Raw genomic sequence first — 12,820 nt, 5'->3', positions numbered from 1 at the left:
TATTCCCCTCCCCGACGCTCTTCCTTTCTCCCCCCCCGCGCCGGCCTGCCGGCCCGCCCCCGGTCCGGGGGCGGGCCGGCCCCTCATCCGAAGCTGGCCCGCTCCAGCCAGAAGTCCAGCAGCTCCCGCTCGCCGAGCACCTCCAGCCCCGGCGTGTCCAGGGGCAGCCGGCGGTAGAAGGCGAGCAGGAGGGTGGTGAGCGGCCCGCGGAGCGCGACGGTCGCCTTCTCGTGGCCGCGGCGCCAGTCGACGCCGTCCCCGGTCAGCTCGATCAGCCACTCGGCGTTCAGCCCGGGAGCGGTGTCGGTGGCGTGGAGGTGGAGGCTGCGCCCCGTTCCGCGCAGCTCCCGCGCCGGGCCGTCCGGCTGGACCCGCTGCACGAACCGCACGATCTCCAGCCACTCGTCGAGCGCGTCGGCGGCCACCTCGGGCCCGACCTCGAAGGGACGGCCCGCCTCAGGAAGCGCCTCCCCGGGGCGCCCTTCCCCGGGAAGACCGGCCACGGGAAGACCGGCCGCCAGCGCGGCGTCCGCCCGGTGGACGACGAGTTCGTGGGTCACCCGGCGGGCCCAGAACCCCGCGGTGGGAATCCCGGCCCACGACCACACCTTCGCGTCCGGCCCGGCCTGGCGCAGCGCGGCGACGACCGCCTCGCCGGACTCGGCCAGCCACGCGTCCAGCGCGGCGGCGTCCCCCCGGGCCTGCGGCCCGCCGCCCCCGGGCACCTCCTCGACGGGGACGCCCTCCTGCGCCCGGGTGCGCACCAGCAGCTCCACCCAGCGCAGGGCGCCGCCGACATGCCGTACCAGCTCTTCCAGGGTCCAGTCCGGGCAGGTCGGCACGGTCGCGGACAGATCGGCTCCGGAGGTGATCACGTCCCTGAACTGCCGTACCTGGTGGGCGATTTCGTCGCAGTACCGGTCGTGTGCGAGGAGTGTCATGCCCCGCACCCTACGACGGTCCGGTCAGCCGAGCACCACGATGTCGGCCGGGTCGAACTCCACCCCGACCTCGTCCCCGACCTCCGGCGCCGTCCGCAGCGCGCACGCCGCCTCCAGGCGCGGCGCGTCCTGCGGCTGGAGGTGTACGGCGACATGGGTGCCCTTGAACGTGCGGGCGGCGACCGTGCAGCGCAGCCCTTCCCCGGCGGGCACCAGGCGCACGCCGGCCGGCCGTACGAGCAGCGTGCGCTCCCCCTGCGGGGCGTCCTCCGGCACCGGCACCTTGCCCCAGGCCGTGTCCGCGGCCTGCCCGGCGACGGTCGCCCCGACGACGTTCTCGAAGCCGAGGAAGCGGGCCACGAACGCGTCCGCGGGCCGCTGCCACACGTCGAGCGGCGTCCCGGACTGGGCGATCCGCCCGTCCCGCATCACCACGACCCGGTCGGCGAGCGCGAACGCCTCGCCCTGGTCGTGCGTCACCGCGAGCACCGTGGTGCCCAGCCGGCCGAACAGTTCCCGCAGTTCGACGACGAGCCGCTCCCGCAGGGAGCGGTCGAGCTGCCCGAGCGGCTCGTCCAGCATCAGCAGCCGCGGCCGGGGCGCCAGCGCGCGGGCGAGGGCCACCCGCTGCTGCTCCCCGCCCGACAGCGCGGCCACCGCCCGGCGCGCGGCTCCCGGCAGTCCGACCAGCTCCAGCAACTCCCGTACCCGCTCGTGCCGTTCGGCGCGCGGCACGCCGTGCATGCGCAGCCCGAAGGCGACGTTGCCGCCCACGTCCCGCTGCGGGAAGAGCTGGTGGTCCTGGAACATCAGTCCCACCTCGCGCCGGTGCGCGGGCACGCCCGCCTGGTCCCGCCCGCCGAGCAGCACCGCCCCGCCGTCCAGGGGCTGGAGTCCGGCGACGGCCCGCAGCAGCGTCGACTTGCCGCTGCCGCTCGGCCCGAGCACGCACACCGTCTCGTGTTCGGCGACATCGAGGTCGACGGCGTCCAGCACGGTCCGTCCGCCGAAGCGGACGGTCGCGCCCCGAAGGCTGAGCAGCATCCCTAGAACTCCCCGGTCCGGTCGGTCCGCAGCCGCTCCAGCACCAGCAGCGCCACCGCGCACACCACCATCAGAATCGTCGACAGGGCCATCGCCTGCCCGTAGTTCGTCTCGCCCGGCCGTCCCAGCAGCCGCGCCACCGCGACCGGCAGCGTCGGGTTGTCGGGCCGCGCGATGAACACGGTCGCCCCGAACTCGCCCAGCGACACCGCGAACGCGAACCCGGCCGCGACCAGCAGCGCCCGCCGCACCAGCGGCAGGTCGACCTCCCGCCACACCCGCCACGGCGACGCGCCCAGCACCGCGGCGGCCTCCCGCAGCCGGGCGTCCACCGCCCGCAGCACCGGCAGCATGGTCCGTACGACGAAGGGGACGCCGACCAGCGCCTGCGCGAGCGGCACCAGGATCCACGAGCTCCTGAGGTCCAGCGGGGGTTCGTCCAGCGCGATCAGGAACCCGAAGCCGACGGTCACCGCGGACACCCCGAGCGGCAGCATCAGCAGCGCGTCGAACCCGCGCACCAGGCGGCCCGCGTCCCGCCGGGTGAGCGCGGTCGCGGCGAGGCCGCCGATCACCACGGCGAGGGCGGTGGCGGCGACGGCGTACTGGAGGGAGGCGCCGATCGCCTCGATCGGCGGGACCAGGAAGGTGCCGCCGTCCGCGCTGGTCAGCGCCCGGTAGTAGCCGAAGCCGGGCGCGTCCAGCGACCGCTCGACCAGCACGGCGAGCGGCAGCACCAGCAGCACGGCGACGGTCGCGAGGACACCGGCCAGCAGCGCCCACTGTCCCGCCCCGCGCGGCCGGCGCGCCGTCAGGGAGGCGTCCACCAGCCGCAGCGCGGTCTCCCGCCGCCGTACGGACCAGGCGTGGACGGCGAGGATCGCGCCGACCGCGACGAACTGGATCATGGTCAGCACGGCGGCCGTGGACAGGTCGAAGACGTCCGCGGTCTGCCGGTAGATCTCCACCTCCAGGGTGGCGAAGGCGGGCCCGCCGAGGATCTGGACGATGCCGAAGGAGGTGAAGGTGAACAGGAACACCATCAGCGCGGCGGCGGCCACGGCGGGGGCCAGCGCCGGGAGGGTGACCGTCCGCCAGGCGGCCGGTCGCGAGGCGCCCAGCATCCGCGCGGCCTCCTCCTGCCGCGGGTCGAGCTGCGCCCACAGTCCGCCGACGGTGCGGACGACGACGGCGTAGTTGAAGAAGACGTGCGCGAGCAGGATCGCCCACACGGTGGTGTCCAGCCGGACGCCCCACAGCTCGTCCAGCAGCCCGCCCCGTCCGGCCAGCGCGAGGAAGGCGGTCCCGACGACGACCGTCGGCAGCACGAACGGGACGGTCACCACGGCCCGCAGCACCTGCTTGCCGGGGAAGTCCAGGCGGGCGAAGACGTACGCGCCGGGCAGCGCGATCAGCAGCGTCAGCGCGGTGGAGGCCAGGGCCTGCCAGGTGGTGAACCACAGCACGTGCCGGACGCCGGAGTCCGCCAGCACCTGTCCGATCCGCCCGAGGTGCCAGCCGTCGCCGTCCTTCAGCCCGCGCCCGACGATCGCGACGACCGGGTAGGCGAAGAAGACGGCGAAGAACGCGACGGGCACGGCCATGAGCCCGAGCCGCGCCGCGCTCCCCCCGCGCCGGCGGCGTCCGGCTCCTTCGGTCACTTCAGTACGAGCGAGGTCCACGTCTTGACCCACTCGTCGCGGTGTTCGGCGATCTCGTCCGGGTCCAGGGTCTGCGGGTCCTCGGCCTGCGGCCCGTACTTCGTGAACTCCTCCGGCACCTTCGCGTCGTCCCGCACCGGGTGGACGAACATGTTCAGCGGCATGTCCTCCTGGAACCGCTTGCCGATCAGGAAGTCCAGGAGCGCCTTGCCGCCCTCGGGGTTCTTCGCGCCGCTCAGCAGCCCCGCGTACTCCACCTGGCGGAAGCAGGTGCCGGGGACGATGCCCGTGGGGGCGGTGTCCGGCCGGGGGTCGGCGTAGATCACCTCGGCGGGCGGCGAGGAGGCGTACGACACGACCAGCGGCCGGTCGGCCTTGGCCTTCCTGCCGCCGGCGGAACCGGAGAACTCCTCGTTGTAGGCCTCCTCCCAGCCGCCGACGACCTTCACGCCGTTGGCCTTCAGCTTCTTCCAGTAGTCCTGCCAGCCGTCGTCCCCGTAGCGGGCGGCGGTGCCGAGGAGGAAGCCGAGGCCGGGCGAGGAGGTGGCGGCGTTCTCGGTGACCAGGAGGTTCTTGTACCGCGGCTCGGCCAGGTCGTCGAAGGAGGCGGGCGGGGTCAGCTCGTGCTCGTCGAACCACTTCTTGTCGTAGTTGACGCAGATGTCGCCGGTGTCGACGGCCGTGACCCGGTGCTTGTCCTGGTCGGCCCGGTACTCCGGCTTCACCCGGTCCGCGTCCTTCGGCTCGTACGGCTGGAACAGCCCGTTGTCGAGCGCGCGCGACAGCAGGGTGTTGTCGACGCCGAAGAAGACGTCGCCCTGCGGGTTGTCCTTGGTCAGGATCGCCTTGTTGACGGCCTGCCCGGCGTCGCCGTCCTCCAGGACCCTTACTTTGTAGCCGGAGCTCTTCTCGAAGGCGGCGATGACGTCCTTCGACGCGGCCCACGAGTCGTGGCTGACCAGGGTCACGGTCCTGGAGCCGCCGGACGCCTCGTCGCCGCCGCCGGACGACCCGCACGCGGACAGCGTGACCAGGCCGAGCCCGACGGCCAGCACGGTGGCCTTCTTGGTGATGCTCACTGATGTCCTCCTGGGTGACCAGGAAGAGACGCGGCCCCGCCCGGGACCCTCGGAGGGTGTCCCGGGCGGGGCGCAACAGCTCGAGTGGTGACCGATCTCCCTACCCAGAATGACCTGGGCCAGGTTCGGAGGGTCTGCGGCCGGTGCCGCACTCTCAGCGCTGTGGCGCTCCCCTGTCGGAATATGCAGATGTTCTTACGGACGAGTGTGAAGTTGTTCTTACGACGGTCAGATTACCGTTCGCTCGCGGCGAGCTGTCCGCACGCCCCGTCGATCTCCTGTCCACGGGTGTCCCGGATGGTCACCGGCACACCGTGGGCGGCGATCGCCTCCACGAACGCCTTCTCGTCCTCGGGCCGCGAGGCGGTCCACTTCGAGCCCGGCGTCGGGTTGAGCGGGATGAGGTTGACGTGCACGGGCCTGCCCTTGAGCAGCCGCCCGAGCCGGTCGCCGCGCCACGCCTGGTCGTTGATGTCCCGGATCAGCGCGTACTCGATGGACAGCCGCCGCCCGGACTTCGCGGCGTACTCGAACCCGGCGTCCAGCACCTCGCGCACCTTCCACCGCGTGTTCACGGGGACGAGGGTGTCGCGCAGCTCGTCGTCGGGCGCGTGCAGCGAGATCGCCAGGCGGCACTTGAAGCCTTCGTCGGCGAAGCGGTGGATGGCCGGGACCAGGCCCACCGTCGAGACGGTGATCCCGCGCTGCGACAGCCCGAGCCCGTCCGGCTCGGGGTCGGTGAGCCGGCGGATGGCCCCGACGACCCGGTTGTAGTTGGCGAGCGGCTCGCCCATGCCCATGAAGACGATGTTGGACAGCCGGGCCGGACCGCCCGGCACCTCGCCGTCCCTGAGGGCCCGCATGCCGTCCACGATCTGGTGCACGATCTCCGCGGTGGACAGGTTCCGGTCCAGGCCGGCCTGCCCGGTGGCGCAGAACGGGCAGTTCATGCCGCACCCGGCCTGCGAGCTGATGCACATGGTCACCCGGTCCGGGTACCGCATGAGGACGGACTCCACGAGCGTCCCGTCGAACAGGCGCCACAGCGTCTTGCGCGTGGTGCCCTGGTCGGTCGACAGGTGCCGCACCACGGTCATCAGCTCCGGCAGCAGCGCCTCCTGGAGCTTGCCGCGGGAGCCGGCCGGGATGTCGGTCCACTGCTCCGGGTCGTGCGCGTACCGCGCGAAGTAGTGCTGCGAGAGCTGCTTGGCGCGAAACGGCTTCTCGCCGATCGCGGCGACGGCCTCCTTGCGCTCGGCGGGCGTGAGGTCGGCAAGGTGCCGCGGCGGCTTCTTGGCTCCGCGCGGGGCGACGAAAGTGAGTTCTCCGGGCTTAGGCATGGCTCTACCAGTGTCGCAGACATACGAAGCGGGGCCCGCCGCCCTGTGGACGACGGGCCCCGCACCGAGGAATCCGCAGGTCAGCCGGCCCCCACGAAGGCCACCAGCAGCAGCCACACCACCGGAGCCGTCGGCAGCAGCGAGTCCAGGCGGTCCATGATGCCGCCGTGGCCCGGCAGCAGCGACCCCATGTCCTTGATGCCCAGGTCCCGCTTGATCATCGACTCTCCGAGGTCGCCGAGCGTGGCGCTGGCCGCGACCGCGAGGCCGAGCAGCAGGCCCTGCCACCAGGAGCCGTCGTCGATGAGGAACTGCATGCACAGCGCGCCCGCGGCCATCGCGAACGCGACGGCCCCGAGCAGGCCCTCGCGGGTCTTGCCGGGGCTGATGCGGGGCGCGAGCTTCTTGCGGCCGAAGCGCCAGCCGACGGCGTAGGCGCCGGTGTCGCTGACGACCGTCAGCAGCAGGAACGTCAGGACGCGGAAGGGGCCGTCGTCCGCCGTCAGCATCAGGGCGACGAACGTGGCCAGGAACGGCACGTAGAAGGCGGCGAAGACGCCCGCCGTGACGTCCTTCAGGTAGTTCTCGGGCGGTTCCGTCATGCGCCAGACCAGCACCGCCAGCGCGGTCAGCGCCATCGCCACCCAGGCGGCCTCGGGGCCGCGCACGTAACCGGCGACGACCATGGCCGCACCGCCGACGGCGAGCGGGACGAGGGGCGCCTTGATGCCCTTGCGCTCGTCCAGCCGCTTGGTCAGCTCCCACAGGCCGACCACGACGGCGACGGCGATCACGCCGACGAAGACGGCCTTGACGATGAACAGCGACGCGACGATCACCGCTCCGAGCCCGACCCCGACCCCTATCGCGGCACCCAGGTCGCGCCCCGCGCTCTTCTTCTGCGGCGCGGGTGCCGGCTGCGGGGCGTCGGGCATGGGCTCCGGATTCTGCGGCACGGCCCCCGAGGGCGGTGCCTGCGGCGTGTCGTGAGGCCGCGGCTGCGGCGTGTCGTACAGGTCCGTCCGCGGCGGCCCGTACGGTCCCGGCTGCGGCGTTCCGTACGGTCCCGGCTGCGGCTGCGGCGTCTCGTCGCGGAACAAGGGGCCGCTCAGCCGAGCGGCCCCCCGGTCGTCATCCTGGTCTCCGCCGTGTTCGGGTACGTCGGGCACGATGGGCATGGGGCGAGTCTGCTGCGCTTGGTGCGCATCGTACGCGGGACCCGCCGGGGCTGCCCCCTGGGCATGCCCCCGGTCGGTGGGCCCCCAGTACCCGGCTTGCGGCGGCGCCCCCCAGGAAGAGTCGTTCATCAGACCTCGAGCAGCTCCGCTTCCTTGTGCTTCAGGAGCTCGTCCACCTGGGCGACGTACTTGGCGGTGGTGTCGTCGAGCTCCTTCTCCGCACGGCGGCCCTCGTCCTCGCCGACCTCGCCGTCCTTGACCAGCTTGTCGATGGCGTCCTTGGCCTTGCGGCGCACGGAGCGGATCGAGACCTTGGCGTCCTCGCCCTTGCTCTTGGCGACCTTGATGTACTCGCGGCGGCGCTCCTCGGTCAGCTCGGGGAACACCACGCGGATGATGTTGCCGTCGTTGCTCGGGTTGACGCCCAGGTCGGAGTCGCGGATCGCCTGCTCGATGTTGCGCAGGGCGCTCTTGTCGAACGGCGTCACCACGGCCATGCGCGGCTCGGGCACGGAGAACGAGGCCAGCTGGTTGATCGGCGTCGGCGCGCCGTAGTAGTCGGCCACGATCTTGTTGAACATCGCCGGGTGCGCACGGCCCGTGCGGATCGCGGCGAAGTCCTCCTTGGCGACCACGACGGCCTTCTCCATCTTCTCCTCGGCCTCGAGGAGGGTCTCTTCGATCACCACTTGCTCCTGCGTGTCTTGAGTAGGCCCGGCTGCGGTTCCTTGCGGGGGCGGCGGCCGGCTGCGTCGCGTCTTCTTCCTGCACGGTTCCCGACCGGCAGGACATTGTCCATCCCCCGGCCCGGCTCCGTCCCGTCCGTCCCTCGTACAGGTGGTGCGGACAGGCGCGGCCCCGGCCGGGGCGGGTCCGGGGTCAGTCCCGGCTGCCCTCGTCGCCCACCAGCGTGCCGATCTTCTCACCCTTGACGGCGCGGGCGATATTGCCCTCCTTCAAGAGCTCGAAGACCACGATCGGGAGCCTGTTGTCGCGGCAGAGGGTGATGGCGGTGGCGTCGGCGACCTTCAGGTCGCGGGTGATGACCTCGCCGTAGCCGAGCGCGTCGAACTTGACCGCGCCGGGGTTGGTCTTCGGGTCGGAGTCGTAGACCCCGTCGACGCCGTTCTTGCCCATCAGCAGTGCCTCGGCGTCGATCTCCAGGGCGCGCTGGGCGGCGGTGGTGTCGGTGGAGAAGTACGGCATGCCCATGCCCGCACCGAAGATGACGACGCGGCCCTTCTCCAGGTGGCGCACGGCGCGCAGCGGGATGTACGGCTCGGCGACCTGGCCCATGGTGATGGCGGTCTGCACGCGGCAGTCGACGCCTTCCTTCTCCAGGAAGTCCTGGAGGGCGAGGCAGTTCATGACGGTGCCGAGCATGCCCATGTAGTCGGAGCGGGCGCGGTCCATGCCACGTACCTGGAGCTCCGCGCCGCGGAAGAAGTTGCCGCCGCCGATGACGATCGCGATCTGCGCGCCGTCCCGGACGACGGCCGCGATCTCGCGGGCGATGGCGTGCACCACGTCGGGGTCGACGCCCAGGCCGCCGCCGCCGGAGAAGGCCTCTCCGGACAGCTTCAGCAGAAACCGGCCGCGTACTTTGCCGTCGTCGCTCTTGTCGGCCTTGGTGGTCATGGAGATCCCGCCTCTGTTACGTGTTGCACATGCGAAGAAGGCCATTGCCGGTGGGTGGTTCGCATCCCATGCGCGGCAATGGCCTCCTCGTCAGATCTGCTGTCGTCCGCCGCCCGCGTGTGCGGATCGGCCTACGCGAACGCGCAGACGACTGCTGTCGACCCTACCGGGGTCGCGTGTCCGTCGCGGTGCGGACTCAGATGCCGACCTTGATGCGCGCGAAGCGCTTCAGGGTGACACCGGCCTCGTCCAGGACCTTCTGGACGGACTTCTTGTTGTCCAGCGCGTACGGCTGGCCGAGCAGCGTGGCGTCCTTGAAGAAGCCGTTGAGGCGACCCTCGACGATCTTCGGCAGGGCGGCCTCGGGCTTGCCCTCGGCGCGGGTGGTCTCCTCGGCGATGCGGCGCTCGGCCTCGACGACCTCGGCCGGGACGTCCTCCTTGGAGAGGTACTTCGGCGCGAAGGCGGCGATGTGCTGGGCGACGCCCTTGGCGACCTCGGCGTTCGGCTTATCCAGCTCGACGAGGACACCGATCTGCGGGGGCAGGTCGGGCATCGTGCGGTGCATGTAGGCGAGGACGAAACCGTCGGCGAACTGCGCGAAGCGGTCCAGGACGATCTTCTCGCCGAGGTTGGCGTTGGCCTCGTCCACGAACGCCTGGACGGTCTTGCCGGGCTCGATCTCGGAGCCGAGCAGCGCCTCGATGTCGGCCGGGGAGGTCTTGGCGACGTGCTCGGCGATGGCCTGGGCCACGGCCTGGAACTTGTCACCCTTGGCGACGAAGTCCGTCTCGCACTTCAGCTCGACGAGGACACCGGAGGAGTTGTCGTCGGCGATGATCGAGACGACGGCACCGTTCTCGGCGGAACGGCCCTCGCGCTTGGCGACGCCCTTCTGGCCCTTGATGCGGAGCGCCTCGACGGCCTTCTCGACGTTGCCCTCGGCCTCGTCCAGCGCCTTCTTGCAGTCCATCATGCCGGCGCCGGTGAGCTCACGAAGCTTCTTGACGTCGGCGGCGGTGTAGTTCGCCATGAGTCTGTGAATCTTTCTCGAAGTCTGGAAGATCGAAGATCTGCGGGATGCGCGGTCCATGGAGCCGGACCACGCTGTCCTTCCGCTGACCTACGGGTGAACGGCGGGAGCGGTGAGGGCACCTCCCCCGCCCCAGGGGCGAGGGAGGATCATGTCACCGCTCCCGCCGTCACCACTGACGCTGACGGGTCGGTCAGGCCTGCTCGGCCTCGGCGGCCGGAGCCTCGGCAGCCGGGGCCTCGGCGGGAGCGGCCTCGGCCGGCTTCTCGGCCTCGGCGTCCTTCTTCTCACCCTCGAGCAGGTCGCGCTCCCACTCGGCGAGCGGCTCGCCCGCGGCCTTGTCACCCTTGCCGGCCTCGGCGACGCCGGAGCGGGCCATCAGGCCCTCGGCGACGGCGTCGGCGATCACGCGGGTGAGCAGGGTGACGGAGCGGATCGCGTCGTCGTTGCCCGGGATCTTGTAGTCGACCTCGTCGGGGTCGCAGTTGGTGTCGAGGATCGCGACGACCGGGATGTTCAGCTTCCGGGCCTCGCCGACGGCGATGTGCTCCTTCTTGGTGTCCACGATCCAGACGGCGCTGGGCACCTTCTGCATCTCGCGGATACCGCCGAGGGTCTTCTCCAGCTTGGCCTTCTCGCGCGAGAGGACCAGGAGCTCCTTCTTGGTCAGACCGGAGGACGCGACGTCCTCGAAGTCGATCTGCTCCAGCTCCTTCAGGCGCTGCAGACGCTTGTAGACGGTCGAGAAGTTGGTGAGCATGCCGCCCAGCCAGCGCTGGTTGACGTAGGGCATGCCGACGCGGGTGGCCTGCTCGGCGATGGCCTCCTGCGCCTGCTTCTTCGTGCCGACGAACATGACCGTGCCGCCGTGGGCGACGGTCTCCTTGACGAACTCGTAGGCGCGGTCGATGTACGACAGCGACTGGAGCAGGTCGATGATGTAGATGCCGTTGCGCTCGGTGAAGATGAAGCGCTTCATCTTCGGGTTCCAACGGCGGGTCTGGTGACCGAAGTGGACGCCGCTCTCCAGCAGCTCCCGCATCGTGACGACGGCCATGGCCGTACTCTCCTTGAGTTCTCGGTTGTGCCGCGGGTGCCGGACGGCTCCCGCGCCTGACGCCCGCGGTGCGCCGTGCCGCGTAGGACCGAGGGGCGCTGATACCGGGAGACCGACGCGTGCCGGCCCCGATACCGGGGCGTGCGAAGTCGACCCGGTGGCCCGGGTCGCCACCAGAAGTGTACGGGACCCGGGAGGCACCGGGTGACGCCGCCGTCCACAACCGGCGAGTACTCCACAGGTCCCGGCCGTGAGCGGCGGCGGCGCGGCAGGGTTGCCGCATGCGACTGAGGCGATGCGTGCACCCGTGGACGTGGCCGGCCCTCCTGGCGGCGCTGCTGCCGGGTCCGGGTCCGGGTCCGGGCTCGGGCCCGGTGCCCGCTCCGGTTCCGGTTCCGGCGGCGGTGGTCACGGCCGGCGGGCGGCCCACCGGCCCGGCGGTACCGGCGGTACCGGCAGTACCGGCCGTGGGCCGCGTCTGGCCGGTCGGCACCCGTCCCCCGGTCCTGCGGGGCTGGGCGCCTCCGCCCGGCCCGTACGCCCCCGGCCACCGCGGCGTGGACCTCGCCGCGCCGCCGGGCGCCCCGGTGCGCGCGGTGGCTCCGGGACGGGTGTCCTTCGCGGGCCGGGTGGCCGGGAAGGGCGTCGTCTCGGTGGAACTCGCGGGCACGGGCGACCCGCCCCTGCGGACGACGTACGAACCGGTCCGGGCGTCGGTGCGCGAGGGCGAGGAGGTGACGGCGGGCGAGGTGATCGGCGCGGTGGAGCCGACGGGGTCCCACTGCGCGGCGCCGTGCCTGCACTGGGGTCTGCGCGCCGCCGGGACCTATCTGAACCCTCTGACGCTGCTGCCGCCATGGCTGCTGCGGGCGGGCCCGACGCGTCTGCTGCCGGTACTCGGCGTACCACTGCCGCCGTGACAGCCGCCGTCTTCCGCCCCCGCCCACAGCGCGGGCCGGGGCGGGGCGGGCGAAACCGTGGTGGGGCGGCACCGGCCGTGGTGGGGCCGCGGGCTGTGGTGGGGCGGCACCGGCCTCGGTGGGCGCTTCGGCCGTCACGGCGGTGGGAGAGAGGGAGGGGAGGGGGGAGGGGGGAGGGGGACCACTGCCTCGCGCAGCCATCGGCAGACACACCGGCGCACCAACGGCGGCCGGGCACCTCCCCCTCCGCGGAACCGGCGGAACCGGCGGAACCGGCGGGTCACGGACGCGGGCACACCGTGCCGACGATGGCGAAGACGGCGCCCACCCGGCGCCGCCCTCGTCAGCCCCGTACGCCCCGCAGTGCCATCGAGACCGCCGCGTCCGTGACCGACGCCGGGTCCTCCGCGGCCCCCAGTTCGATGCGCCGCACCGCCGCGTCGACGATCCCTTGCAGCAGCATCGCCGCCAGCCGGGGCTGGGCGTGCCCCAGCTCTCCCAGCGCCTCGACGATCATCGCGACCAGGCCGCCGTGGGCCGCCCGGATCTTCTCCCTGGCCCCGGCGTCCAGTTCGCTCGCCGAGATCGCCACCACGGCCCGGTGCCGCCGGTCGCCGACGAGGTCGAGCTGCTTGCGCACATACGCCTCGACCTTGGCCTCCGGCCCGTCGACCGCGGCCATCGCCGCCTCGACCTCCGCCGCCCAGAGAGGGAAGTCGACGGCGCACAGCTCCTCGACGACCGCCGCGCGCGACCGGAAGTACTCGTACACGGACGACCGGGCCAGCCCCGTGCGCTCCGCGAGGGCCGGGAAGGTCAGCGCCTCCGTCCCGCCCTCGGACAGCAGGGAGCGTGCCGCGTCCAGCAGGGCGGCACGCTGCATCGACCGGTGCTCGACCACGGAGGCCGCTCGAATCCTTGGCACGCCG

Annotated in this window: 12 protein-coding genes and 1 riboswitch; of the genes, 1 reads left to right on the top strand and 11 read right to left on the bottom strand. The window is 72.2% G+C overall.

Annotation, left to right across the window (positions count from 1 at the left end):
• Nucleotides 1-83: 83 nt before the first annotated feature.
• From ABZ340_RS08740 to rpsB, 10 genes are all read right to left on the bottom strand, one after another.
• Nucleotides 84-941: a maleylpyruvate isomerase family mycothiol-dependent enzyme gene (locus tag ABZ340_RS08740; RefSeq protein ID WP_358781027.1), complete on the bottom strand. Its 858-nt coding sequence runs from the start codon at nucleotides 939-941 to the stop codon at nucleotides 84-86.
• A gap of 24 nt (nucleotides 942-965) precedes the next feature.
• Nucleotides 966-1,985, bottom strand: coding sequence for an ABC transporter ATP-binding protein (locus ABZ340_RS08735; RefSeq protein WP_358781026.1), 1,020 nt, complete (start codon nucleotides 1,983-1,985; stop codon nucleotides 966-968).
• 2 nt (nucleotides 1,986-1,987) lie between these two features.
• Nucleotides 1,988-3,667: an iron ABC transporter permease gene (locus ABZ340_RS08730; protein WP_358781025.1), complete on the bottom strand. Its 1,680-nt coding sequence runs from the start codon at nucleotides 3,665-3,667 to the stop codon at nucleotides 1,988-1,990.
• Nucleotides 3,643-4,725, bottom strand: a complete 1,083-nt coding sequence (locus ABZ340_RS08725; RefSeq protein ID WP_358781024.1) for a thiamine ABC transporter substrate-binding protein — start codon at nucleotides 4,723-4,725, stop codon at nucleotides 3,643-3,645. The genes ABZ340_RS08730 and ABZ340_RS08725 overlap by 25 nt, the downstream gene beginning before the upstream one ends.
• A 79-nt stretch (nucleotides 4,726-4,804) precedes the next feature.
• Nucleotides 4,805-4,910: riboswitch (TPP riboswitch) on the bottom strand.
• Nucleotides 4,911-4,958: 48 nt separating this feature from the next.
• Complete coding sequence (gene rlmN, locus ABZ340_RS08720; protein ID WP_358781023.1) at nucleotides 4,959-6,065, bottom strand: 23S rRNA (adenine(2503)-C(2))-methyltransferase RlmN; 1,107 nt, start codon at nucleotides 6,063-6,065, stop codon at nucleotides 4,959-4,961.
• Nucleotides 6,066-6,145: 80 nt separating this feature from the next.
• Complete coding sequence (locus tag ABZ340_RS08715; RefSeq protein ID WP_358781022.1) at nucleotides 6,146-7,372, bottom strand: phosphatidate cytidylyltransferase; 1,227 nt, start codon at nucleotides 7,370-7,372, stop codon at nucleotides 6,146-6,148.
• Entirely contained in the window at nucleotides 7,372-7,929 is a 558-nt protein-coding gene (gene frr / locus ABZ340_RS08710; protein ID WP_029385531.1) for a ribosome recycling factor, read from the bottom strand. The genes ABZ340_RS08715 and frr overlap by 1 nt, the downstream gene beginning before the upstream one ends.
• A gap of 193 nt (nucleotides 7,930-8,122) precedes the next feature.
• Nucleotides 8,123-8,881 carry a UMP kinase gene (gene pyrH, locus ABZ340_RS08705; protein WP_358781021.1) on the bottom strand — a complete coding sequence of 253 codons (759 nt, stop codon included), beginning with the start codon at nucleotides 8,879-8,881 and terminating at the stop codon, nucleotides 8,123-8,125.
• Between the two features lie 196 nt (nucleotides 8,882-9,077).
• The gene (gene tsf, locus ABZ340_RS08700) at nucleotides 9,078-9,914 is read right to left on the bottom strand and encodes a translation elongation factor Ts (protein WP_358781020.1); all 837 of its coding nucleotides are present in this window, start codon (nucleotides 9,912-9,914) and stop codon (nucleotides 9,078-9,080) included.
• A 193-nt stretch (nucleotides 9,915-10,107) separates the two neighbouring features.
• Nucleotides 10,108-10,971 (bottom strand): 30S ribosomal protein S2, encoded by an 864-nt coding sequence (gene rpsB / locus ABZ340_RS08695; protein WP_358781019.1) that lies wholly within the window; start codon nucleotides 10,969-10,971, stop codon nucleotides 10,108-10,110.
• A gap of 281 nt (nucleotides 10,972-11,252) precedes the next feature.
• On the opposite strand from rpsB, the gene ABZ340_RS08690 reads away from it, so the two are divergent.
• Nucleotides 11,253-11,891, top strand: coding sequence for a M23 family metallopeptidase (locus tag ABZ340_RS08690; protein WP_358781018.1), 639 nt, complete (start codon nucleotides 11,253-11,255; stop codon nucleotides 11,889-11,891).
• 343 nt (nucleotides 11,892-12,234) lie between these two features.
• On the opposite strand, the gene ABZ340_RS08685 is transcribed toward ABZ340_RS08690, so the two are convergent.
• Entirely contained in the window at nucleotides 12,235-12,792 is a 558-nt protein-coding gene (locus ABZ340_RS08685; RefSeq protein WP_358781033.1) for a helix-turn-helix domain-containing protein, read from the bottom strand.
• Nucleotides 12,793-12,820: the final 28 nt, after the last annotated feature.

This window comes from Streptomyces sp. NPDC006134, assembly GCF_040628835.1.
GTDB lineage: Bacteria > Actinomycetota > Actinomycetes > Streptomycetales > Streptomycetaceae > Streptomyces.
This window is presented reverse-complemented; position numbering and strand designations above follow the sequence as displayed.

What these genes read in the sequence shown, in the direction of transcription:
- ABZ340_RS08740 (WP_358781027.1), bottom strand. Translation starts at nt 941, where the DNA reads ATGACACTCCTCGCACACGACCGGTACTGCGACGAAATCGCCCACCAG.
- ABZ340_RS08735 (WP_358781026.1), bottom strand. Translation starts at nt 1,985, where the DNA reads ATGCTGCTCAGCCTTCGGGGCGCGACCGTCCGCTTCGGCGGACGGACC.
- rlmN (WP_358781023.1), bottom strand. Translation starts at nt 6,065, where the DNA reads ATGCCTAAGCCCGGAGAACTCACTTTCGTCGCCCCGCGCGGAGCCAAG.
- ABZ340_RS08715 (WP_358781022.1), bottom strand. Translation starts at nt 7,372, where the DNA reads ATGAACGACTCTTCCTGGGGGGCGCCGCCGCAAGCCGGGTACTGGGGG.
- pyrH (WP_358781021.1), bottom strand. Translation starts at nt 8,881, where the DNA reads ATGACCACCAAGGCCGACAAGAGCGACGACGGCAAAGTACGCGGCCGG.
- tsf (WP_358781020.1), bottom strand. Translation starts at nt 9,914, where the DNA reads ATGGCGAACTACACCGCCGCCGACGTCAAGAAGCTTCGTGAGCTCACC.
- rpsB (WP_358781019.1), bottom strand. Translation starts at nt 10,971, where the DNA reads ATGGCCGTCGTCACGATGCGGGAGCTGCTGGAGAGCGGCGTCCACTTC.
- ABZ340_RS08690 (WP_358781018.1), top strand. Translation starts at nt 11,253, where the DNA reads ATGCGACTGAGGCGATGCGTGCACCCGTGGACGTGGCCGGCCCTCCTG.